The following is a 23,708-nucleotide window of genomic DNA, read 5'->3' on the forward strand; positions in this document are numbered from 1 at the left end:
GTTCACGGAAATGGCAAGGGCTTTTGCACAATTTGCAAATGCCCTTGCCATTCCTGCAGCTACTGACCACTATCAGTCTATTTCTGTATAACTGCTGCCATTTTCATCACTCCATGTCCCGTCTCCGTTGTCCGTAAATCCTGTACCATTTTCATCCTGGAAATAATAATCACCATTTGTAGTTTCCGTAACCGTCACAGTATTACCGTTTGCATCCTGAAGGTCATGCTGTTCCAACGTATGTCCCAGATGATGAGTATCATCATTCAGAGCTGAGTAGGTATTTCCATTTTCGTCGGTATAAGTCTCATCCCCATTATCGGTATAGTTCATTCCATCATCTCCACGATATTCACAAGAATAATCTTTGTGAAGAATGTAATTAATCTCAATGGTATTTCCATCACTGTCAACTAATGTCATTGGTGAGGTAGAAAGGATATCGGAATCATCATTGCTGTCCGAGGATTTTGCAGAAGCATTTTCTTCTGTATCGGAGGAATCTGAATCTCCTCCTGACTTCTGACTGGCAGTATCTGTAGTTGCCTTATCAGAATCATCAGAAGAATCATCGGTCTGGTTTTCATTCTCCTGTCTGGTAAGTGAAGGATTTCCAGGATACGAAATATATTCTACAAATTTTCTGACTTCACTGATGTCATCTGCATCTTTTGCATATCCCACTGCCATATACAGGCTGTTTCCCTCTGAATAAATTGTCTGATAGCAGGCATCGTATGTGTCATTGCATTTGGCAATCCCTGTTTTGACATCCTCCAGTGAATATTTATAGATATTTACATAATCATTTCCGTTCGTATAGCTTGCATAGGTACCTTCCGTATCTGCTTTTTCCCATTCAGATCCAGCCGGCGGCTGTGTATAGAAATCGTTATTTCCTGCTGCCATAACCGTTGCAGCTGAAAAAATCCCAAGTGTTGCTACCGTCATAAGTGTCATAAATTTTGTCTTCATCGTGGATTCTCCTAGAATTTTATTTTCTACATCTGTAGAAGTTAATTGTATTCTACAACTGTAGAATACAATTGTCAATTCTTTTTTCTATATTTTTTTATCATCTCAGTTTAATTTCTATTTTTCCTTCCACTGGGCTATATAAATCCAGAGGATCTTCATCGCTTTCATAAACACGTCCTTCGCCTTCTCCAAATGATTTGCGGCATACTGGACGTGATAGTCAGAACTAACATTTCTTTTTTCATTTTCCTGCAATCATATTTCCATCAAAGTGCCATTTTACGCCATTCCTGCAATAAAAAAAGGCCTTTCCGGATAGACCATGATTGTTCCTGTCCATCCAGAAAGGCCTGAAAATTAATATGTTATATTTTGTAGAAATTGTCTATTAAATTCCTGCAAGCATTTAAATAAAATCGTGGGTTTCGTTTTCCACAAACTCCCCATCTAAGAAAGCAAGATCATCCGTAGCTTCCTGTACTTCTGTTTCCTCGTCAGAATATTCTATCTGTTCTCCATTCTCTTCCTGCCTTTCACACCATACAACCAGACGTTTAGAGGTATCTGTTCCACAGGTGGAAAGCAGAAGCGTCGGAACTTCCTCCTGTGTTCCAAGTAAGAAAGCATCTCCATCTGCCGGTGTATACTCGCATTTTACGATCACAAAGATCCATACCCCTTCATCTGGAAGATACAGATAGAGGATATGGTGTTCTTTTAAGAATTCATCGTCAAGGAAATTTCGAAGTCCGCGGAACATGCTGCCATCTTTCATATTGTGGCCATAAATGATGTTCTTGTCATCAGAAAAATCGGCATTGTTATCGGAATCCAGGAAAATGGCCCCTGCCACATGTTCTGCCTTTTTAAAAGTATGTGTCAGGTAATAGGAGTCATCGTTTCCCTGGACTACCGGGTAATCAATGCTGGTATCCGGGATCCGGATCCATGCAACGATATCCGGATTGATCTTTTTTAATGCCTTAAAATCAACCACGGTCTGTTTCCCATCGCTTCCGTCTGTTCCTTCTGTGTGGTCATCCTCATCTGTTTCCTTGACGTATGTACGCAGGTCTTCATATTCCTGCACACCTTCCCGGTACATAAAGTAAATGCCAAGACCGGTACATACGCAAAAGCTGAGTACCATCAGGCAGACTGCCACGATCATGATTTCTTTTATGTGTCTCATACAAACCTCCGATTATTCTTCCTGGAAAAAGGGCTGCCGGTAAATCGAGCAGCCCTGAACCGTATTCCTTAATTTCCTTTTTTCTTCTTATACCAGATCACGCCGCCAATGCCACAGGCAGAAAGGACTGCCAGAAGGATCGGAAGCCAGATGTTGGTGCTGTCCCCTGTTTTCGGGCTGTTTCCTGTCGGTGTGCTGCCGGAAGGGGATTTGGTGTTTTTGATCTCTTTTACGATCTCGATCACCTTGGTTTTTCCGTCTTTGTATTCAAAGCGGATCTCTTCTTTTTTGCTGCTTAATTCATAACCATTTGGTGCTTTGGTCTCTACCAGGATATATTCCACGGTTTTCTCTACTTTTCCATTTTTATAAGTAGCAATCGGAATCTTGCCGCTTGTCGCTGTTCCGGTCTTATCCGTTACCAGTTTTTCTACGACTTTTCCGCTTTCCTTTTCACGCAGTTCAAATTCTGCTCCTGAAAGGGCTGCCTTACTGGTGGAATCAGTCTTTTTGATGACCAGTTTTCCATACGGATGTGCGTCCTTCATTTTGACTTTCTGGACTTTTCCAGTATCTTTTACCGTAAATTTCACATCTTCCGCAATGAGGTATCCATCCGGGGCCTGCTCTTCACGAAGGGTATATTCGCCTACCGGAAGTTTTTCGACCATATGCGGTTTATCCGTGGACGTCCAGCTTTCAACTTTCTTTCCATCTTTATCCAGGATGATCAGTTTTGCTCCCGGTACCTCACTGGAATCCGTAATGTCTTTCTTGCTGATTTCCACTTTGGTCACATCATCAAGCATCTGGTGTTTCTGTACTTCTTTTGTGTTTTCGACGGTAAATTCAATACTTTCCGCAGTCACATAACCATCTGCCGGCTTTGTTTCTGTCATCTTGTATTTCTTTCCTACGATAAGGCCCTTGATGATATGTGCTTCCTCTTTGGATACCCATTCATCCACCGTATTTCCATCCTCATCTGTTACCTTTAAGGATGCTCCCGGAAGTTCTTTTTTGTCCGTCAGGTCTGCTTTGGAAAGTTCTACCGTAGTCTGTTCATCTTCAAAGGTGAACGCATACTCTGCAACACTGGTTCCACTGCCCTGGTACTCAAAAGTGAATTCCTGCGGTTCCTGGTCTGTCACATAGCCATCCGGGGCGGCAAGTTCCTTAATGTAGTACCTGCTATCAACCGGGAGATCTGCAACAAAGCGGATCTTTCCATCCTCATCTGTGGTCTTCAGTTCGATCAGGGTGTCTTTCGCAAGGAGTACTTTTCCTTTTGAAGATACGATGTCGTCTGCTGCATAGAGGCCAAAGATTGCCCCGGAAAGTACTTTGTCACTGTCCTTTTCTTTTTTCAGGACTTCCACCTGTACCCTCTGGCGCGCATTCTGCCAGTCGGCACTATAAGTAACCAGAGGTGTATCCTGGTCACGGTATGTAAGATCCACATATCTTGGTTCATTATCCAGAACGTAGCCATGTGAGGTCTCTTTTTCCACGATGTAATAGCGTCCAAGCGGGAGGTTATCCATCTGGGCGATGCCATTTCCATCTGTTGTAATGGAGCCGACCAGTTCATCTGCTGCATAATAATCTGCACTTACCCCGTCTGCTGCACGGATGGCTTCTGCCGCGTAAACATTGAAGGTTACATCAGTCAGGTTTCCAGTCACATAGTTGAACAGGTGCTCGATCATGCCTTTTGCATTGTCAAGAAGGGATACGCTGTCTAAGAATTCCCCTTTCTTGTTTACCAGAAGTCTTGCTACTGGGACTTCATCTTCCATTTTGACTTTCTGTACTTCTGCAGTATCAGAGATCGTAAACTCTACGTCTGTTGCACGTAAGTAGCCATATGGTGCAAGCTCTTCACGCAGAATGTAAGTTTTTCCAACCTGAAGTCGCTTGATCACATGTGGGGAATCTTTTACGGATGTCCAGGAATCGATCACGTTGCCATCCTTATCCAGTACACTCATGGAAGCCCCGTCAAGTTCTGTTCCGGTCGTGATATCTGCTTTTGTTACTTCTACCGTTGTCGGCTGGTTTTTCTTCACGGATTTTAATTTGATCGTTTTTACGTCCTGGCCCTGGTATGTGGCATCAAATTCCAGGATCTCATCGGAAGATACATAACCCGCCGGCGCCTGCAGCTCTTTCAGATAGTATCTGCCAAGCGGAAGATCCAGCGTAAACGCTGCCTTACCTTTTTCGTTGCTTGTGATCTCCTGAAGCAGTGTATCTGCTTTTACGATCACCTTGTCGCCGGAAGAAATCGCTTCTTTATTGTATAATCCAAAGGTTGCACCTTTTAAAGCCTTTCCGGTCTCGGCATCCTGTTTTTCCACGCTCAGCTCTACTTTCTGGCGTTCATTGGAAAATTCCAGTTTTTCTTCGATCTCAGGTGTGTTCTGATCCTTATAGATAAAGGATACTTCCTGGCTGTCTGGATTTAAGACAAATCCGGACGTTGCTTTTGTTTCTTTCACACGGTATTTTCCAAGCGGAAGGTCTTTGATAACAGCTTCCCCATTTTTATTAGTGGTCACTGTTTTTACCAGGGTATCCTTTGCATAGATCACGTGACGGTTTCCCTGCTCATCCACCTGATGATCCGGTGTGAAAATATCTTCTGCTGCGTAGATTTCAAATTCTGCCCCTTCCAGGGAAGTTTCTTCGTATACAAAATCCTTTTTAAAGGATTTTAAGGTTTCACCGGATTTATGGATCACCAGTTTACCTTTGACCGGATGGTTTTCATAGGTCACGGTAATGATGGCATCCCCGCTGACAGAATCCATCTGATAAGCTGTATTCTTGTCAACTTTGATCTCCACATACTGGGTATTCTGAGTGTAGCCATCCGGTGCGCTCACTTCCTCTATCCTGTAATTTCCGCATTTTAAGGATTCCGGAAGGATCAGGTAACCATTTTCGTCCGTAAAATAGGATTTATGGACAACCGTATTTGGATAGGTCGTTACCTGTTCCACATACTTTTTCGCATCCAGGTCGTACACTTTGAATTCTGTATTGGCAAGGAGGACCGGCTGTTTGGTCTCATCATCCTGTTTCACGATCTTAAGCTTTGCTTTGAACTCATCGTCCAAAAGGACTCTCCATACCTGCGGTGTGCTGCTGTTCTCGGTTACGGTTACGATAAAATCATCTACCGGCATGAAATTATGCGGTGTTGTGGTCTCACGGACAATGTATCGTCCATAAGGGATCGGGATGCTGCACGCATAGCCGCGTTCATCGGTAAACATTTCTGTTTTTCCGTCTTCCGTAAGAACGGTCGGGGTCGCATTTGTAAAGTCATAGCTTCCATCGTCCTTTACAGTCAGGCTGCTGATCAGATAAGCAGAGAATCCGGCACCTTTTAAAAGATCCGCATCGGTCTTATCATTATCCGCTGCTTTGATTAACTGGAACGGCTGTTTGATCACGTCTTCTTTGGAAACGGTATTTCGTTTTACCGTCTCTACCTGGTCTCCTTCGTAGTTACAGTTTACATCATGCTCCTCTTCGTCCAGAAGATAACCTACTGGAGGCGTGATCTCCTTCAAATAATACTTTCCAAGATACAGGTTGCTTACACTTGCTTTTCCCGCATTATCGGTCGTCAGGGTAGCTACCTGCTCGTCCTTTTTATAAAGAACTCCGCTCCTGCCATCCGGATGGTTAATGTCTTCCCTTGCATAGAGCCCGTAAATGGCTCCTTCAAATACGGCATCTCCCTGTGCGCTGTTTCCTGTCTTGCTGTCTTCTTTTACCAGGTCGATCGTTGCATTTACACGCTTATTTGTAAAGGTATGGCTAAAGTTTACCTTTTCTTCCTTATCATTGGTAAACTTAAAAGTGAAGGTGTAAGTATCCTCACTGTTTCTAAGGTAAAGTTCCGGTGCCTGGATCTCCCGGATGCTGTAGCTGTAATTGATCGGAAGTTCCGCTTTATAAGAAGCTTTTCCATCGGCTCCGGTCGTTGCTTTTTCAATCAGTGTTCCTTTGGGAACAACGGTCTTACCATCAACTTTGATATCTTCTGCTGCATACAGCCCGTAAATACCTCCGGAAAGCGGATTTTTGGTCTCTTCGTCCTGTTTTTCCACACGGACTGCTGCCTTCTGGCGTTCATTTAAAAATGTTGCACTGCCAGTCTGCACTTCTACGGTTTGGCCTGCATACACAAGCTCAATAGTCTTGGACTCTCCTTTACATACATAATTATCCGGAGCCTTCGTCTCGGTTACTGTGTAGGTGCCAAGATAGAGGTCTTTTAACGTAACGCTTCCGTCATCTCCGGTAACCAGATTATCCTTGACAAGTGCACCTTTTTTATAGATGAGGGTGCCATCTGCCGCCTTGATATCTGCACCTGCATAAACACTGTAAACGGCTCCTTTCAATTTCCGTTTTTCGTAGGTAAATGTCACACCATTTTCCGTGACGGCAGCTCCGGTGAGCACTTCTCCTTCTTTATAAATGGTGAGTGCACCCTTTTGCTCTTTATCCGTTAAGTTCTTGGAAGCGGTCTGCCCCACGACCAGCTTTACCCCATAGGCTTTCGTATCCAGCACGTATCCGGACGGGCCTGAAATCTCACGAAGGTAAACGGTATCCTGTGTTTTGGTGATCTTTACTTCGGATTCCCCTTTTGCATTTGTTGCCGGCATTTTTTTGATAAGTTTCGTGCAGGCTTCATCTGCATAGATGCCGTAAACGGCACCTGCAAGGAGCGCGTTGCTTCCCTTATCTTTTTTGATGATCTTGACCGTTGCTTCATCCGGCCAGTCTACCTCCAGGTTCAGCTCCAGTGTATCGGTATAATATCCAAATCCGATATCCTGGCTGTTCGCCAGCTTTAAGAGCATGGCATGGAAATTAAGCGGATAGTTGGATGTGATCGCATATTTTCCTTTCAGGCTTCCAATATTCTGGGTGGTTGCTTCCAGATGGAATTTTTCACCGCCCTTTACGCTCACATTTCCGGTCCCGGTTTTTCCTGTCGTCTCATTTACAAGGGAGACCCCGTTTTCCAGATGGATCGTGATCACAAAAGCTGCATTTGCCTTCCATGTAAATGTCGGGCTCTGGTTTCCATTTGCAGAAGCACTGAGCCCTGGTGTCAGTTCCATGGTCGTTGGATCCGGCATCTTTGAAAGGGCTGCCTTGATCTCTTTTAACATGTTTTTGGCAGTTGTCGAAAGGGAGCCGCCAAATCCGGATTCCCCGTCATATAAATAATCGACCAGATAATGCTGCATTGCACGGGTCTCGGAGGAACAGCCGTATTTTTCCATGATGGATTTGATATTATAGCCGTTGAATGTGCCGCCCCATCCGGGACCGCCATATCCGTAAAACATGGCCTTCCTTAAATAACGGTCATCGCCGCCTTCATCCAGTTCGACCATATTTTTATAAGTCGTTCCACTTGGCGGGGACTGTTTACTGTGCTGCATGCAGTATGCATAGACGGTATAAGTCTTTCCGCCTGCTTTGTAACGGATATACTTATAGGAATCATTTCCGCCCTGTCCCATAACAGAATCAAAAGGATGCAGTTTTCCATCTGAATAATAGTAATAGGTATTAGCTTCAATGTCTGTTGAATCATCCCACAAGTCTCCATCGGAAGCTGCCACGGTACTAATACCGCCCTCAGCCTGGTCATATAGCACACTTAATGCAACATCATCTTCCGGCATCTCAAAGCTGAAGGAATTTGTTCCCTCATCGTAGCTTACTTCTGCATACAGAAGATCTTCGGTATTCTCTGTCTGGTTTGCTTCGACAAGACTTGTTCCCACTGCGATCAGGCTTCCCTGCGGGATATCACCGGAAAAGTTGACCGTCTCCCCCGTCTGGTAACGTCCGTCCTCGTGGTCCAGTTCAATATTGAATTCATTTCCCTGTACGATGTCAACCTGATGGCTTCCATCCTCTGTTTCCTCATCGGAAAATCCTTCTGCTTCCTCTTCTTCTGGCTCCTCCGTTTCTTCCGGCTCTTCCAGAGTTTCCGGGGCATCTTCCGGGCTTATGGTCGGGAGGACGGGGTCTGCCTCCGGTTCGTCATCGCCGCTTTCCTGTTCCTGGCCGCCATTGGATCCGTCTGTTTCTGCTTCCCTTGGTGTCACAGTAATGTTTCGGGCAACCAGATAGGCTTCCCCGGATGCGGGCGTAACAAGATATACGCATTTATAGGTCCCCGCATGGTTATAATCAAATACAGTCCCGTCTTCCATTGCTGCTTTTTTCAGTTCCACATGGTCTCCGTCAGAGAGTTTCAGTCCTGTAAAATCATTCTGGATATCAAAGGCTTCCCCTTCGGTAACCATAAGCGCAAGTTCCGGATCAGCAACGGTTTCCTCGATCAGTTCCTCCTCGCTTTTCTCCGTCTGCATTTCTGTCTGTGTTTCTGTCTGTACCTCGATCTGCGTCTCGCTCTGTGCGGAAACGCCTCCCACCTCAGCGGCGGATACTGCAGAAGCTCCCGTCTGCAAGAGCGTAGTGCAGCACAGAGCAAAAGCCATCGCACCCGCCATCCATCTTTTCTTCCAGTTTTTTTCCAAGTGCACGTTCTCCTTTCATGATCGCTTTTTTCCCTGCAGTTTTCTTTTGGTCCGTCTCTTATCTGCATCGCTTTCTCCTTTCTTCCGGCTTTTTCAGCCAGATAAAAAGGAAACTGAAAAAAATTCCAGTTGTGCGCCCAGCTAAGGGTGTGTAGTCAAGCCGGTGGGATTCCGGTTTATCCAAGGTTTAGCCAACCAGATAATAGCGAGTCTTGGGACGATGCCGGTAACGGCATCTGACAAGCGTAGACAGCAAGAAAGCAGGGTTGAATAGTGATTGAGCTTCGAAACGTTAACTTCAGTCGGTCGACGTCTTAACTGGTGCGGAAGACAATATCATATAATGCGATATGGCGAGTGTTATGTGGCACTGCGGAGTCAGAGAACCAATCATGTTTTACATTATGAATACACATCAACTGGGGAGAACCTGCCATTTCTCGAAGAAGAGTATGAAGTTGCAACTGAAAACGGAGGATTTCAAATGAATGGTAGGTGGTCGGACAATCCCATAGTACTGTGGAAATCGGGCAATGCCGATGGAGGGAAGGGGATTGCATAGTAAAGGTCTTACTGAGGACACATTATCCGTACTCAGGGACGGAGGAAATAATGGAAACGAAATTAGTGAGAATAGCTGAGATATCGGCAACATCAAAACATCCTATATTTACATCAGTGTACCACTTGATAAATGAAGATATGCTAAAGCAATGCCATAAGGAATTAGATGGGAACAAAGCAGTCGGAATTGACAAGGTAACTAAGGATGAGTATGGGAAGAACCTTGATAGAAATATCAAGGAACTGGTACAGAGGTTGAAAAACAAATCCTTTAAGCCACTTCCGTCACTGAGGGTATATATACCTAAAGGAAATGGAAAGAAACGACCATTAGGGATTGCTTCCTATGAAGATAAGATTGTACAAATGGCAGTGAAGAAAATACTGGGAGCTATTTATGAACCGAGATTCCTAAACTGCATGTATGGATTCAGACCGAATAGGGGGTGTCACGAAGCAATAAAAGAAGTATACCAACGGATAAGCTATGGAAAAATCAGCTATATCGTAGATGCCGATATCAAAGGTTTCTTTGACCATATCGACCATGATTGGATGATGAAGTTCCTTGAATGGAATATACAGGATAAGAACTTATTGTGGCTAATACGTAAATACCTTAAAGCAGGAATAATGGAGCAAGGAAAATTCGAGCCAACAGAGGAAGGTTCGGCACAAGGCTCAGTAATGAGTCCGATGCTTGCAAATATATACATGCATCATGTGCTGACGCTGTGGTTTAAGCTGGTGGTGCAAAGGGAAATGCAGGGAGAGTGTTTTCTCGTCAACTTTGCGGATGATTTTGTTGCAGGATTTCAATATAAGTCAGAAGCTGAAAGATACTATAAAGAGTTAAAGGAACGAATGGAAAAGTTTGGACTGGAGCTGGAAAGTAGTAAAAGCAGACTGATTGAATTTGGGAGATTTGCAGAGCAGAATCGTAGAGCAAGAGGAGAATGTAAGCCTGAAACATTTGATTTTCTAGGGTTTACCTTCTACTGTAGCAAAACTCGAAAGGGAGGTTTCGTGCCAAAGGTACAGACTTCAAGAAAGAAGTTTGAGCAAAAGGTTAGAGCATACAAGAACTGGATTTACGATAATCGAAATCGACCAATGCGAGAAATAATTAAAGAGTTGAACGTAAAACTAATTGGACACTATCGGTATTATGGTGTTACATGGAATTTTCGGAAGATAACAACATTCCTGCATAGAGTACAACAGTTTCTATTCAAAGCCATGAATCGGAGAGGTTGTAGACGGGCATACACATGGAATGGATTTGTGGAAATGCTCAAGTACTACCCGTTAGCAAAACCTAAAACGTACTATTGTTTATATTGAAGCAAATGTTACTATGAGGAGCCGTATGCGGGAAAGCCGCACGTACGGATCTGTGAGGGGCTAAGATTGAGAGGTCTTAGTCTACTCGACTCCCTTTTATCTGACCAAACCATTTTATGCCGTCTTCCTGTTTCCTTTTTCCTCTTTTTGAAGGATCCAGTCATCCACGCCTTTGTATTGTTCCATCCAGGTACCGGATGCATCGGTATCCCAGGTGACTCTTTTGCAGGATACATTCAGTTCCTCACAGATCTCATATAGTTTTATACAGCCTTTTCGGATCATGTCCCGCTTTCTGCGCTTTCTGGGGCATTCTCCATGATACAGATAAATTCCATGTTCACATTGCCGGCACGCACTTTTTTCATCGTGCTTACAGGACAATTCCATCATTTTATCCATGTCGTAACATTCGTAAACTCTTTTTAACCCCTGCTCTTTCAGTTTTCGCAAGACAGTTTCCAGTCCTTTATGATTGGAGACTCCAGGGACTCCGATATAAGGATTTCCTGTACACATCCATGCAATCTCTGCCTTTAAGATCCCTTCCGTTACGTAAACCGTGCCATCCTTTATTTTCCCAAACATTCCTGCCGGGCTACCGCTTGATGTGCCTTTTTCTAAACCGCTGCTGGTAAACCAGAGGTACTTCCGTTCTTTTAAAGGAATATCCAGCCGGATCTGGAATCCTATGATCCGTTTCTTCCCATCCCGGACCGGGCAAAGATACCCGTTATTCTTCCTATAAAAAGCAGCTTCCCAGTCACCATCCCGGTTGATGAAAAATCCAGGAATCCCATCCAGGCGAAATCCCTTTTTTAAGAGCTTTCTGGCAATGGCCACGGAATTCTCCTCATCCGTACTTAAAAAACCTCGTTTTTCCATCTGTCTGACCTCATTTAACGTCAGCCCACGCAGAAGAAGGTTCCTCCGGTGTGTTTCCTTAAGCTTAAGAAAAGTGAGCATTTCCTTATATACATGGTCCCGGTAATCCCATTCCTCTTCCGTAAGGGAAATGCGTTTCTTTTTAGAAACGATAGAAACGAACCCATTTCGTGTCGTGGACTGCTGTCTTTTATCCGTTCCAGGAAAAGAAAGTGCCTGCTTTATCTCCCGGTAGGCTTCTTTATACCGGTTTCTCCCGTAAATGCCGGATAGTTCCGCATACAGTGTCAGCATGTTTCCGGCTGCCCCGCAATGGTAGCAATGGTAAACATTTTTCAGTTCTCCATTTTTGCGGATGCAAAAACTGCATTTTCCTCTTAAATCCCCGCAAAAAGGACATTCCACCGGAAATTCGTCCTGGTAAGAATCACTCAGGCTTCGGATTGACAAAAGATCTGCTACTTCTGCGATCGTAAACGATTCTCTGGCATACATGCCTTCCTCCTTTTCATAAAAGATGGCCCCGTTCCCGGAGCCACCTCAAACTATTTCTCTGTTTTCAGGCTGCTTTTTGCATTTCCTTTTCATGATCCAAAAGAATCTTCGCAGCTTTCTGTATTTCCTGATTCTGGCCTTTGTAACGCTGTACCAGCCATTTGATCGTCTGGTAACCTCTGGCATCCTGCATCATTTTCCCAAGAGGGGTTCCGGCATAGACACCAAAATTGCAGATAACCTTTTCTGCCCATTTCACTTCGTCTTCTGCATCCTCTACGTTATCTATATCCTCTACCGTTTCCTCTGCCGTCTCTTCTGGTGTTTCTTCCTCTTCTTCTGCATCAAAAGAAATCTCATCATCCTCATCAAATGGAACTTCATCCGTTTCTTCAACTGCACGGAAACCGTCTGCATCCGTCGCGGCAGTGATTTCCTCATCTACGGAGATTTCCTCGGTCTGAACCGGATCTTCCGCTTTGGTTTCTTCATCGGAAAATTCTTCCAGTCCGCTTTCACTTTCTTCCATTCCAAAAGTCATCTGTCCAGGAAGGTTTTCTTCTGTATCCGTCACTGCATATTCCACTTTTACAGTACCTTCTGATATGGCATTTCCATCACGCAGTTTTTTACGATCCGTTTTCTTTTCCCTGACCGGTTCCGTTTGCTCCTGCTTTGCTGCGGTTTCTTTTCTTTCTGCCTTTTCCTGTTTCTTTTTCGGTTTTTCCGGTTTTACGGAAGCTTCCTGCTTCGGCATTTCTTCTTTTTCCGTCCCACGCATGTCCGGATCGTCTATTCCAGATGCCTGCATGATGTTGAATTTATTTAAGAAATAATACTTCAGGCCATACGTCCATGCCGCACCTTTTGCTTTATCCGGTGCTTCATTGGTTCCAATGACATGCAAAAAGCTCCTTACCTTGTCTCCCGGACGGTCTGCATTGGTCCAGCACAGCTCCAGGTCAGCCTCATATCTCCAGAGTGTTCCCATTTCCTTTAAAAACACGGAATTGCCCTGTTCGTCCATCTGTGTCGGTCTTTCACTTAAGATGTCAAAATCGACCCCGTATTTATTAAGGGCCGGTGTCAGGCATTCATAAATATCATCCAGTTTTACAAAATCATAAGTAACATCCTCACTGTACCGTTTGCGGATCAGCTTCGGCACTTTCTTCCGGATCCTGATCATCTTCTGGTTCAGATTCATGTAATTGTATTTACCCATATTATTCGTTTCCTCCTGATTTTTTCATTTTTTATACTAAGCAGAACGCGGAAGGCTTACCTCCGGCCCTGTCCCAGTCTTTTTTAACATTTCTTCCATTTCCTCCCGGATACATCCGATACAGATCTTCTTTTTTGAGATCTCCGGAAGTTTTTCAAGCAGCCACTTCTGGGCGAAAAGCTCTGCTGCCCGCTGTGGGTTGCTTAAATATTCCAGAAACATCCAATCAGAAAATTCCCACTTCATATCCGCAAAATGAAACTGCGGCTGATAGATCAGATCCTCCGGCCGCTTTCCTTTTTTAATAAAACGGTCTGCATTTAGCTGGATATAAACCCTGCTGATCTCCGGGATCATCTGTGCAGCTGCATACCCGCCTTTTAACAAAAGTTCATCCCATTGTTCCCGGATAAGTTTCTTTCCAATGCGGCTTATCTGTGTTTCCAGTTTCGGGATCAGATCCTCACGCACAGGAAAACCAAAATCATCCGGTATCCCGATCGGCTTCAGAAAAAGATCTTCTGCTTCATAAAGGGAATACTCCGGCATGTGGATCACGGCACACCAGTTCCGGTCTGTTTTTCTGTTTTCCTTTAAACAGTCAAAGAAAAAGAAACAGTTTCCATATTTTGCCTTTATAAACAGCTGTCCGGAAAATTCTTTTACTTCACAATCCGGCGATTTCAGCCATGCGATCAGTTTTTCTGCCTCCCTGCTCTCTTTTAACCAGTCCGGAAGTTTTCTATCCATCACATACCTCCGTAATTCAGATATATGGCAGGGAATACCTGGAATACACCATCTTTGCCCGTTTTAAAAATGCAGAGCCTTTTTCTGCTTTTGCAAACCATTCCACAAAAAACCGTGTCAGGTTCTGCTGCAGTGTCCGGTGGGTATCAAGGGCATAATCCACAAATTCCCCATATCCGTCCATACTTCCTGCAAGCAGGTAGCAGGTAAACATTTTTGCCATCTGCTCTTCATCTGAAGGATTGATCTCCATTTCCTCTGCACCTTCATACACCAGGCGCACCCTTTCTGGCTGTTCCTTTACATGCAGACACAGATCATCGGCCATCAGTTTCGATGCTTCGTTTCGAAGGTCGTAATATCTGACCTCTGAAAGACCTTTTAGCCAGGCAAACCCAAGATAAGTGTAATTGTCTTTTATTTCCTGCTGCTCTTTTGCCATGGACTCCATAAATTTTTTGTGTCCGGTGGGATGGCAGTTCAAGTATTCATCTACCAGCAGCCTTGCCACATCTTTTCCATTCGTAACCTTCATGTTTTCCTCCCATCAAAAAAAGACAGTCCATGCTGTCTCCATTCTTTTAAATCCTGTTAGTATTTTACAGTGCCAGGAATATCATATTCATGCCAGCGTTTTGACACACAGCCGGCAATTTTTTCTTCCAGAGCTAAAAGTCCTCTCTCATTCGTCTTTTCCTGCCTTGCAATGGTAATGGATTCACAGATCCCACAGTAGATCTCGTATGCGCTGCATGGCTCATCCCCAGTAGTAGCCTTAAACTGCTCCACGGTTTCTGCAAGCAGTTTTTTTCCAAATCCCGCCTGCTTCATGATCCCTGCCATGGCATTTGCCGGATGCTCGATCCAGATATCACACAGCCGCATGACCCCTTTTAAGACTTCCCGGTAGTAATCGAAGATCGACTCTATGTTTTCCGTGAAATCTTCCATTCCTTTACAGTTTTTGTGCGTAACCTTCAGGGCATTGCCAAGGATCACATTTCTTGTCGGCTCCTGCAGGGAATAAAAAATATTCGCTCCGGACACACCAACGTCTGACGTAGTGATCCGTACAACTGCTTTTATGTCCTTATCGGTCTTTCTTCCATAATTCTGCATCAGTTCCTTATAAACATCTGTAAGTTTCGTATCTTCCAGCTGCCAGGACGCCGTAACAGAATAATGGTCTGCATAGCCGTTTAAAAACGTTGCCTTCTCATAGTCCCCATGGATATATGCCGAGGTAACCATGTACATATCCGGCATGGATATGATGGCATAATCTTTTTCATCACCGGACAGGACTGCCCTTATTTTTCCTTCACAGAAACGGATCAGTGCTCTTCCTCTTGCAACCTTCAGGCATTTATTCAAGATCTCTGCCAGTGTTTTCTTATCGACATCTGCCAGGGCTTTGCCATCAATCCTGGCCCGTCCTTTCAACGATTTGATTGCTGAATTTCCTATATAACAGATCCTCTCGGGCAGGATAAGAACCAGCCTGGAATGAGATAAGGTATCTTTTTCCAGTGCTTCCAGGGAAATGCCCGGAACCTCTGTACAGGTTTCCTCTCCTGCAGCTGCCACCTTTAATTTCTTACTGGTGACCCGGATCCATTCTGCCCGGCTGTCTATCTCTTCCAGATACTCGCACAGTTCCTTTTCTGTCCGGAACTCCTTATAAAAGTCATCTTTATAATACATAATGTCCGCCTTTCCACGCTAGCTGAAAATCCGGACTTCAACAGCCTGTATCTTTCCATCTTCGATGCAGAATACATAGCCGTCTTCTGCCATCTCCATAAGCATTCCAATTTCCAGTGCATTTGCGTTTTCCCATTTAATTGTCTCCATAATCGACCCTCCTGATTTTACAATGTGTTTTCTTTTTTTGATGTTCTTAAGGTATTTCTTTTTGCAGTTTCCTTAACTGACAGTTTCATTCGTGCTCCTCCTTTCTGCTTTTTATGCAATAAAAAAAGACACAAAAAGAATCTTCTTTCCTTCTTGCATCTTCCTTATATTTTGCATATCCATTTTTTCTCATTAAGGGCAAAACCGCCCCAAAGTGTTTCTTCCGGAATGTCCGGAACTAAAGAATAACCACAGTCTTTTATAGACTGTTAAATTATTTTTCATTTAAAGACTACCACAACATTTTGTGGTTGTCAATTAATTTTAACTATATATTGTGTTATTGTGTGAGTTATCTTTATTATTCTGCTACATGTTGTGACAGGCGGCATGATACCACCTGTCTTTTCATCCGTCTGCATAAATGCATGTATCTGAGGGGAATAGGTAATCTGTACATGCACTATGAAAACGTCTTACTCAGCGTTTGGATCCGCCGGGGAAATATTTTTGGCAAGGCTTCGCCCGTTGGCATCCGTCCCTGCTTCAAAAAGGACCGGCTGGCCACCGCTTAATTTCCGGTATCCATCCATCTGGATCTCCGAAAAGTGGGCGAAATAATCAATCCCGTCTTCACCGGTGATAAAACCGTATCCTTTCTGTGCGCTGAACCATTTCACGGTTCCCTGTAGTGTTTCTGACATATCCTTCTCTCCTTTGCTGTATTTCCCGCAATAGTCTTTTGCGGAAACAGGGCAGCATGGAATCGAACCATGCCTGGTGCTCCCCTCCCTGTTATAAAAGGAATCTCTTCCTCTTATATTTCTTCGTTTCCCAAAAAAGTCCCGTTATTGAGTGCTGCATCCACCCGGCGGATTCCTACCAGCTTCTTTTCATTTATGCCAAAATAAAACCGGTAACGTTTTCCCTCCAAAACTTTTACGTTTTTATCCAGCAAAAGTTCATTCTGCCGTCCGGCCGGATCACTTACCCGGATCTTCCGTAATCTTGCAAAGGGATTTTTCCCGTCTATCCCGGTTACCAGCCCTTCCACGATTTCATAGGTCTTTTTATCTGCGGTGCGGAAAATAAGATATGTTCTTATAAACCCGATAATCCCAAGCAGGAAAGACCAGAAAATAAAAGTTTTATCTTTCATCCATGTTCCCATAAATGATCCGAAAAGCAGGATAAAAAGAGACAGGATACCATATCGCTGGATCCTGTCCTTAAAAAAACCCGGTATATTCTGATAACGTGTTCCAAAATCTTCCAAGCATCTATACAGCCTGTGCCAATACGGATGTTCCGTTTGCTTCAAGGCAGTCCTCCCTTCTTATGTTGTCGATCACAAGCTGTTTCTTATGGTAAAGCTGCGCTACGCGGCTTATAAATTCCCTCTGTATCTGCTCCTGGAGGGAATCTTCCAAATGGGACTCCCTGCTTTTTGCCTTTTCTTTTAAGCATTTCAGATGATAGGAAACATCCCCTTCTCTTTGAAGATAGGAAAGTAGCTGGTATTCCTCTTCTGTAAGCAGCGGCTTTTTAAAAGCTCTCAGTGAAAACTTCAGTCCTTTTCCCATGGAAAGGGCTTCCATAAAATGCTTCATGCGTTCTGTCCGTGAAAAGGCCATGGGAGCCATGACTGACCGGCTGATAATGCTGTATACAGCTTCCTCTCTGGTACATCCTTCTGTCAGCACAACCAGGCCCCGCTTTACCAGACGGTTCAGGCAAAACTGAAAATCCTCTTTGTCCGCCCATTCCTGTGCCTGTTTTTCTCCAAGGCTAAATACAAGAAGACGATGCATCTGGGAGTGGACCTTATCCTCTTCACAGAAAGACCAGGTGAGCGCAGCCCACAAAATAGTTTCCATTTCTGTAAGTACTTTTTCTTCCCCATCTACCCAGACACAAAACCTTCCATCTGCATCATCTTTTTTTATTCCGATTGCTGTATACCATCTCATGACATTTCCTCCTTGTCATTTTCACTCTTTCTAATCTCTGCTTCTGATCTGTTTTCTTTCATATAACTTGTTACCCATACATCATTTCCAGGAGTTTTGGAAGTACATACCCCAAAAGCATGCCTGCTGCCGTACAGATTCCGATATTCGGCCGTCGCAGTTTCCATACTTCCTGTGTTTTGGTCCCGATAATCCTTGTTCTTCCCGGTACGATCCACCTGAGTTTCCGATAAAACTCCATGAATCCCTGATTGTCAAAGCCAAAGGATCGTACACAGAAAACATCCCGTTCCTGTTCTTCTTCATCCAAAAGGAAAAAGCTTTTCTGTTCTTTCCCTTCTTTTCGGATCACGATATAAAATTCCGGAACTCCCCGTCTGGTTCCTTCTACGATCTTATCCATCTCATCGTAAAAGATCCTGCAGGACTCATATTTTCCGTTTTTTTCCGGCTGGCAGACTGCCAGGCTGTCCTCTTCAAGTGCCATATAACAGTTTTCTGCCTCCATGATCCTCCGGCTGATTTTTATGGCCTGACGAAGAAGCAGGATTATCGCAAGCGCCAGTGCAGTACACAAATATACAAGATCCCAGCATCTTTTCTGGTATATGAAAAAGTATGCGCTGATTCCCTCTGCCACACTGCATATTGCTGTCATAATAAAATACTGTTCTTTAAGGTCCATCAGATGATATACATCATCTTCTGTCGCCTGTAGTCTCAAGGGCATCCATCCTTTCCGTCATGCCACGCTTATTTTATCCGGGGATTTCTTTTTTTCCTCTCGGCTTTTTATATAGTCTGTACATTCCCGGATGGTCTGTTCACACAGGTAATAAGAAAATTTCCCGATATGTGTGTCCTTTTCCCGGAGATTCAAACGGTTCTGAAGCCAGATATATGTGCTGTGTTTGGTCATATAACCATTTTTCCAGATTGCATCCAAAGCTCTGTGTGCTTCGATCCGCTTATTACGCAGATTGCTGTCAGCCATGGTTCCCATGGGACGCATACTCTTTTTGTGTGCCCCAATGTATGAATCACAGGAAGGATAGCCGCTGCATACATACAGGTATTTCTCCGGATCCAGGTTGTTATCCCCATAGACATAGGCTGCCGGCCTAAGTACCCCGGGTCTTTTGCAATATGGACAGTACAAGGTTTCCCGCATCTGTTTTTTCTTCTTTTTTGCCATCTGACGTCACTCCTTTCCATCTTTATCTCCGATGTTAAAGAATTCCCTTTTTCTGTGTCAACAGAATTCTTTGAAAATCATAAAAACATTTTCAGGAAGCTCTTTTGATAAGCCTTGTGATAATACCTTCTGCCACTTCATAGTTGTCGTTGATGCGGGTCACCACAAATCCGATCTTATCTTTCTTTCCCGGAAGTGCGGACATATTGCAGGAATGTGCCACGGCATTGACTCCGATATCAAGGCGGATAAAATAGGTTCCCTTATAGACTTCCGTAATAATCCCTGTATATTTTCCCTGTTTATGGCATTTCCGGAGGTTATCTTTATTGATATTGGCTGTCGGACTCTTTGCATCCACTTCTATAATGATCTGGTCAACAGAGCTTGCTTCCACCTTATTGACCATGACCAGCACCAGATCACCTACCTGGAATTTTTCTCCGGCATCTACCATCCACTCCCAGGCCATGTCTCTGGCCCGGACAGATACTTCTACACCAAAGACTTCCAGGCGGACTGCTTTGGGAGCTACTGCGATCACCCTTGCTTCTACGATTCTGCCTTCATAGAGCATTGGTTTTTCTGTATCTTCTCCGATATAAAAAGTCTGTCTCTTTTTAAGCATTGCATCTTTTCTGGATGCTACAACGCTCCGGCTCTTGTTATCCAGATCTTTGATGATGAAATCAATGTCACAGCCGAGCATATTGTTTGCGATACGGACCTGACGGTTTAAGGTATCCGCATTTTCACGCCCGTCGCCCTGAAGGTTGATCATCATTTCATTCATTGGGATAATGATCCGGAAACCATTAAAGTATGTAACAGCGACCATCCACCCGCTCTCCAGTTTTTCAATGCCCCCGAGCTGGCCCGTCAGGATCTTTCTGGTACGATGTGCATTCAAAAGCTGATGCCATCTGGCTTCTTCCTGTTCCTCCATGCTTTCAACCTGTGCGTCTACATCAATTGTCAAAACACCATCGTAGACCGCACGCGGAACATCTTTTTCCCCATTTCCCGCCAAAACTGTTTTTTTGGTATCCTCCATATACTTCCTCCTGTTCTTATTTATTTTTGTCTTCTCTGCTCCATCCAGAAGACTCCTGTTCCTCCGGTACTCAGGAAAGACAAAAGAAGACACAAAAAAAGCAGCCCGTTTAAAGCTGCTTTCTTCATGCCTTCTTTTTACAGATACCATTCTATAATACATGGAATTCTATGTCAATATTACCTTAATTGCAATAGCGTCGCATATCGGTTTCTTTTATGAAATTTCGAAAATTATTATTGCAACAATAGCGGCAACTATCATATATGAGTAAGCAAAGTTCAACATTGCAGATATTCCCGATCCATTTTCAAATATCGAAGCGGTAAGGGCTACCGCGTTTTGGCGTACCACTATCAAGGTCGTCGCGTTTCACGACACCCCTTTTGCATACAGAAAAACCGCCGGACAGGTTTCCCCATACGGCGGCAGAATGTTTATTTGCCGAACAAGTCGCTGTGTGTACCGGTGCGGGCCAGCGTCAGCACCAGAACATCATCTTCTATGCGGTAGACAAGTAGCCAGTCCGGGAGAATATGACATTCCCCGATGACCTGCCCAATCGCCGGACAGGTCATGGTCGCGGTTCTTATCTGGCAGTGGTTCGCCCATTGCCAGCATTGCTACGACTTCCTCCAGCAGCTCGATCTTCAAGCCACGCTTGATGGCTCGTTTGTAGTCTTTTTTGAAACTGGTCGTGTACTTGACGGTATATTTGGTTTCTTTCATCTTTTCAGGTCAGCAAACAACTCGTCAAGGTCATTGAAGCCCTTTACAGACGGGTCTTTTGCAATCCTTTCCGCTTCCAGCATGGCAGCAACCGTTTCTTTGTTCGGCTGTTCCAGCCTTACTTCAAAGGGAATGCCGCCTTCACGAAGCGACTGACGCACAAAGATGTTAAAAACGCCGTAGTCAGGTTCATGCCAAGTTCAGTAAACAGTGCGTCCGCCTGCGCTTTCAAATCTGCGTCCATGCGGATACTGATGTTTGTGGTATTTCTAGCCATACGATCAACCCCTTTCTGCTGGCAATTATAGTATACGCCATTTGCACGAAGAAAACAATACTTTGCACGAATATTTAACAATAAATTCATTCAATGAGGTTAGCTGCACTGTCAACTACCCAGTCGTAGTAACGGCTTACGCCTCCGACCTTTTATCCCCAATAGGCATTGCTGCCTAAAGTGGCGTTACATCATTGGATGGTTGACAGCACCCTTTGTAGCAGAGTTTACTCTGTTACAACTGTATTAGGTACTTGGCTATCAGCAAGATAGTTTATTCCCATACGATACAGATTCATAGCTCCAATACGGTCATCATTAGACGTATAACCGCAGTTTTTGCAAGTAAACAAGTGTATTTTCTTATTACCATTAGACTTTCAGTATGTCCACAAGCAGGACAGCATTGACTGGTATAACGAGGATCCACCTTTATACAGAAGATTGATTCTGCTTTGCTTTGTAAATCAGCTTCTGCTCAAGGTCATAAAAAGACCATGATACAGAAACATAGCGGTCTTTTGTTTTGACACGCTCTGCAGCATTGCGAATACCAGTCAAATCTTCTAATACAAAGAGAGTATGCTTTGGATTACCGGTGGCGATGCCTTCGATACCTGATGGTTAATATCCTGCATCCAACGGTTTTCTCGCTGACCGATAGCTTTTAGTCTTCGTCTTGAGGATGGCGTATGTCGCATGCAGAAGCACTTTGAGACCTTGCGCCCTCTGTTATTCTACCCTAGAAATACTTTGCCAGCTGCTTCAGACCACGCCGGATGCTGTCACGGACACGGCTTGGATCTACACCTTCTACTTCGGCAATTTCATTTACCGTCATTCCCAGATAGTATCGGGCATAAATTCGCTTTGCCTGTTTCTCCGGCAGCTTCATCACAGCGGCATAGACCTGCTCCTGAAACTGTTTTTCCTCCAGAAGCATCTCCGGGTGTCTGGGGCTTCATCAGAATCGCATTTTCAATGCCGTTGTCGCAGTCCAGGGAGTAGTACGCCTTATAGCGATACATCCTCCGGTCATAAGCAGCTTCCGTACGCTCAGCGGCTCGGATCGTCTCCAGCACATCTTCTGTTACTTCTACAAAGTAATCATTTTTATAACATCGGATATAAGTCCCTAAGATTGACTTTCTTCATTATGTACCTCCATTTCGATTCACGGGCGATTGACGAGTGAATCGAAAGGAGGCGGAGATCGGCATCGACATACTTCGGGAGCTTTCCCGAAAAATCGACAATAAAAAGCGCCAGCTCCCCGCAACGGGAAACTGGCGCAACAAAAATGACTATGATTCTTCTGCTTTAGTAGGAATGATAATGCCGATAGGTAGTCATACCGCCCCGGAGGAGGGGCAAGGCTTTTTTAATTGGTGCAGCTCATGGTGCTATGAATGACGAAAATTGACATGGCGGTATCCTCCCATATACCGCCCTCCTGATTGCATGAGCATCGGTCCAAAAGCAAAAAGAAACGGCGGCTCTGATCTTCTCAAAGCCGCCGCTCCATAGGCGCGTGAAAATGTATCTGCTGTACGACGGCTTTTTTCTTTTGCCGTCGTCCGGCAGATTTTCTTCTCTTGCAGAAATATTTATAAAGTTTATGATACAACAAAATCTAATAAATCTACTCGCTTTTTATTGCTGATAAAATGCTCGCTTTTTTCAATTCCATTTGGAATACATCGAAAAAACAAAATATATCACAAATAATATACCAGTCAGCGCCAATAGGAAAAACCATGGTAATTTCAATGTAATACAATGATTGATGGCATCTAACCGTCTGCATACAATTATGCTAAAAATACTTCCGCATAAAGAGATATTGCCAATGAACCTCCGAGGTAAATTCCTATCTCCCTATCCAGCATTGCTTTCAACTGTTGCCGTGTTGTTCCAACAGCTTCAAGCAAACCGAATTCACGCTTTCTATTCTGAAAATCAACCATAAGCATATTCATAAGGCTGATACTTCCAAAGACGAACAGAATAGCAGAAGTCATATATAGAGCATTTATAGATGCACTGTATCGATACTGAATATTTTTAATCGTTTGTTCAATCGTATTTACTTCTATTTTTTCTTTTTTATCCGCAATCTTCTGAACTGCGGTCAAAACTTCATCAAAACGTCCCTCTGAATTTTAACCGCCAGAATCCCCGTCTGTTCCGTTATCCCTGTCAGTTTCTTTGCTGTGTCATAAGTCATAATGAAGTAGGGGCTTCCGGGAACAACCGGGCTATCCTCCATTAAATCAGACCTATTGTATGTGCCTACAACAACGGCTTCCACATCAAAGGTTCTACCATCAAAAGCTCTGCCCTCAATCTTCAAAGTATCGCCAACTTGTCTATATCTTCTGCAACCAATATTCCATTTTTCTCAACCATATCGTTGTAATCTGCTGTTCCAGAGGATAACACCGCCTGCTTTTCTTCTGTCTGTTCCCGATTTAAGGTTGGAAAGAAGTCTGAAATGCTCGTGATAGAACCACTTTCGCCCGAAAAAGTAGCTGTCATATAAACGCTGTCAAATGGTAATCTTTTCTATCCCATCTACCTTTTCTAATTCCTGCATCAATGCCTGATCT

Annotated in this window: 19 protein-coding genes and 4 pseudogenes; 1 reads left to right on the forward strand and 22 read right to left on the reverse strand. The window is 44.0% G+C overall.

From position 1 onward, the window contains the following. Positions 1–72: 72 nt before the first annotated feature. The 3 genes from CCC17_RS07280 to CCC17_RS07290 all read right to left on the reverse strand — a co-directional run bounded on the left by CCC17_RS07280 (position 73) and on the right by CCC17_RS07290 (position 8,757). Positions 73–975 carry a hypothetical protein gene (locus CCC17_RS07280; RefSeq protein ID WP_119235188.1) on the reverse strand — a complete coding sequence of 301 codons (903 nt, stop codon included), beginning with the start codon at positions 973–975 and terminating at the stop codon, positions 73–75. Between the two features lie 409 nt (positions 976–1,384). Next, entirely contained in the window at positions 1,385–2,170 is a 786-nt protein-coding gene (srtB, locus tag CCC17_RS07285) for a class B sortase (protein ID WP_287082818.1), read from the reverse strand. A 68-nt stretch (positions 2,171–2,238) separates the two neighbouring features. After that, entirely contained in the window at positions 2,239–8,757 is a 6,519-nt protein-coding gene (locus CCC17_RS07290) for a SpaA isopeptide-forming pilin-related protein (protein ID WP_330577301.1), read from the reverse strand. A 612-nt stretch (positions 8,758–9,369) separates the two neighbouring features. Between CCC17_RS07290 and ltrA the strand changes: the two genes are divergently transcribed. After that, on the forward strand, positions 9,370–10,665 hold the full coding sequence (gene ltrA, locus CCC17_RS07295) for a group II intron reverse transcriptase/maturase (protein WP_155177828.1): 1,296 nt from the start codon (positions 9,370–9,372) through the stop codon (positions 10,663–10,665). A 114-nt stretch (positions 10,666–10,779) separates the two neighbouring features. Here the strand turns inward: ltrA and CCC17_RS07300 are convergent, their stop codons facing one another. The 19 genes and pseudogenes from CCC17_RS07300 to CCC17_RS07395 form a co-directional block, all read right to left on the reverse strand. Beyond that, entirely contained in the window at positions 10,780–12,045 is a 1,266-nt protein-coding gene (locus tag CCC17_RS07300; RefSeq protein ID WP_118013141.1) for a hypothetical protein, read from the reverse strand. A gap of 64 nt (positions 12,046–12,109) precedes the next feature. Continuing rightward, positions 12,110–13,270 (reverse strand): ERF family protein, encoded by a 1,161-nt coding sequence (locus CCC17_RS07305; protein WP_117738855.1) that lies wholly within the window; start codon positions 13,268–13,270, stop codon positions 12,110–12,112. Positions 13,271–13,306: 36 nt separating this feature from the next. Continuing rightward, the gene (locus tag CCC17_RS07310) at positions 13,307–14,020 is read right to left on the reverse strand and encodes a hypothetical protein (protein WP_117639912.1); all 714 of its coding nucleotides are present in this window, start codon (positions 14,018–14,020) and stop codon (positions 13,307–13,309) included. A 16-nt stretch (positions 14,021–14,036) separates the two neighbouring features. After that, positions 14,037–14,555 carry a hypothetical protein gene (locus CCC17_RS07315; RefSeq protein ID WP_015525057.1) on the reverse strand — a complete coding sequence of 173 codons (519 nt, stop codon included), beginning with the start codon at positions 14,553–14,555 and terminating at the stop codon, positions 14,037–14,039. A 56-nt stretch (positions 14,556–14,611) separates the two neighbouring features. Continuing rightward, positions 14,612–15,724 (reverse strand): hypothetical protein, encoded by a 1,113-nt coding sequence (locus tag CCC17_RS07320; RefSeq protein ID WP_117738856.1) that lies wholly within the window; start codon positions 15,722–15,724, stop codon positions 14,612–14,614. A gap of 18 nt (positions 15,725–15,742) precedes the next feature. Then, complete coding sequence (locus CCC17_RS07325) at positions 15,743–15,874, reverse strand: hypothetical protein (RefSeq protein WP_005423021.1); 132 nt, start codon at positions 15,872–15,874, stop codon at positions 15,743–15,745. A 476-nt stretch (positions 15,875–16,350) separates the two neighbouring features. Next, positions 16,351–16,578, reverse strand: a complete 228-nt coding sequence (locus tag CCC17_RS07330; RefSeq protein WP_005423033.1) for a cold-shock protein — start codon at positions 16,576–16,578, stop codon at positions 16,351–16,353. A gap of 113 nt (positions 16,579–16,691) precedes the next feature. Further along, positions 16,692–17,033 carry a hypothetical protein gene (locus CCC17_RS07335; protein WP_147342110.1) on the reverse strand — a complete coding sequence of 114 codons (342 nt, stop codon included), beginning with the start codon at positions 17,031–17,033 and terminating at the stop codon, positions 16,692–16,694. Positions 17,034–17,154: 121 nt separating this feature from the next. Next, positions 17,155–17,844: a hypothetical protein gene (locus tag CCC17_RS07340; RefSeq protein WP_287082819.1), complete on the reverse strand. Its 690-nt coding sequence runs from the start codon at positions 17,842–17,844 to the stop codon at positions 17,155–17,157. A 70-nt stretch (positions 17,845–17,914) separates the two neighbouring features. Further along, positions 17,915–18,568 (reverse strand): hypothetical protein, encoded by a 654-nt coding sequence (locus CCC17_RS07345; RefSeq protein ID WP_110103102.1) that lies wholly within the window; start codon positions 18,566–18,568, stop codon positions 17,915–17,917. 18 nt (positions 18,569–18,586) lie between these two features. Further along, on the reverse strand, positions 18,587–19,039 hold the full coding sequence (locus CCC17_RS07350) for a zinc-finger-containing protein (RefSeq protein ID WP_055066318.1): 453 nt from the start codon (positions 19,037–19,039) through the stop codon (positions 18,587–18,589). A gap of 91 nt (positions 19,040–19,130) precedes the next feature. Next, positions 19,131–20,093, reverse strand: a complete 963-nt coding sequence (locus CCC17_RS07355) for a S1 RNA-binding domain-containing protein (protein ID WP_118037303.1) — start codon at positions 20,091–20,093, stop codon at positions 19,131–19,133. Between the two features lie 437 nt (positions 20,094–20,530). After that, a pseudogene (locus CCC17_RS07360) lies at positions 20,531–20,822 on the reverse strand (type II toxin-antitoxin system YafQ family toxin). Continuing rightward, a pseudogene (locus tag CCC17_RS07365) lies at positions 20,819–21,099 on the reverse strand (type II toxin-antitoxin system RelB/DinJ family antitoxin). Before CCC17_RS07365 ends, CCC17_RS07360 begins: the two co-directional pseudogenes overlap by 4 nt. 227 nt (positions 21,100–21,326) lie before the next feature. Beyond that, positions 21,327–21,806: pseudogene (locus tag CCC17_RS15050) on the reverse strand (RNA-guided endonuclease TnpB family protein); the annotation flags it as partial. A 35-nt stretch (positions 21,807–21,841) separates the two neighbouring features. Further along, a pseudogene (locus tag CCC17_RS07375) lies at positions 21,842–22,254 on the reverse strand (sigma-70 family RNA polymerase sigma factor). A 656-nt stretch (positions 22,255–22,910) separates the two neighbouring features. Continuing rightward, positions 22,911–23,234: an FtsX-like permease family protein gene (locus CCC17_RS07385; RefSeq protein WP_287082822.1), complete on the reverse strand. Its 324-nt coding sequence runs from the start codon at positions 23,232–23,234 to the stop codon at positions 22,911–22,913. Then, positions 23,231–23,452 carry a hypothetical protein gene (locus CCC17_RS07390; protein ID WP_287082823.1) on the reverse strand — a complete coding sequence of 74 codons (222 nt, stop codon included), beginning with the start codon at positions 23,450–23,452 and terminating at the stop codon, positions 23,231–23,233. Before CCC17_RS07390 ends, CCC17_RS07385 begins: the two co-directional genes overlap by 4 nt. Beyond that, positions 23,449–23,637, reverse strand: a complete 189-nt coding sequence (locus CCC17_RS07395; protein ID WP_287082824.1) for a hypothetical protein — start codon at positions 23,635–23,637, stop codon at positions 23,449–23,451. The genes CCC17_RS07390 and CCC17_RS07395 overlap by 4 nt, the downstream gene beginning before the upstream one ends. Positions 23,638–23,708 lie beyond the last annotated feature (71 nt).

This window comes from Blautia sp. LMAG:36 (genome assembly GCF_008680535.1).
Classification (GTDB): Bacteria; Bacillota; Clostridia; order Lachnospirales; family Lachnospiraceae; genus Blautia_A; species Blautia_A fusiformis.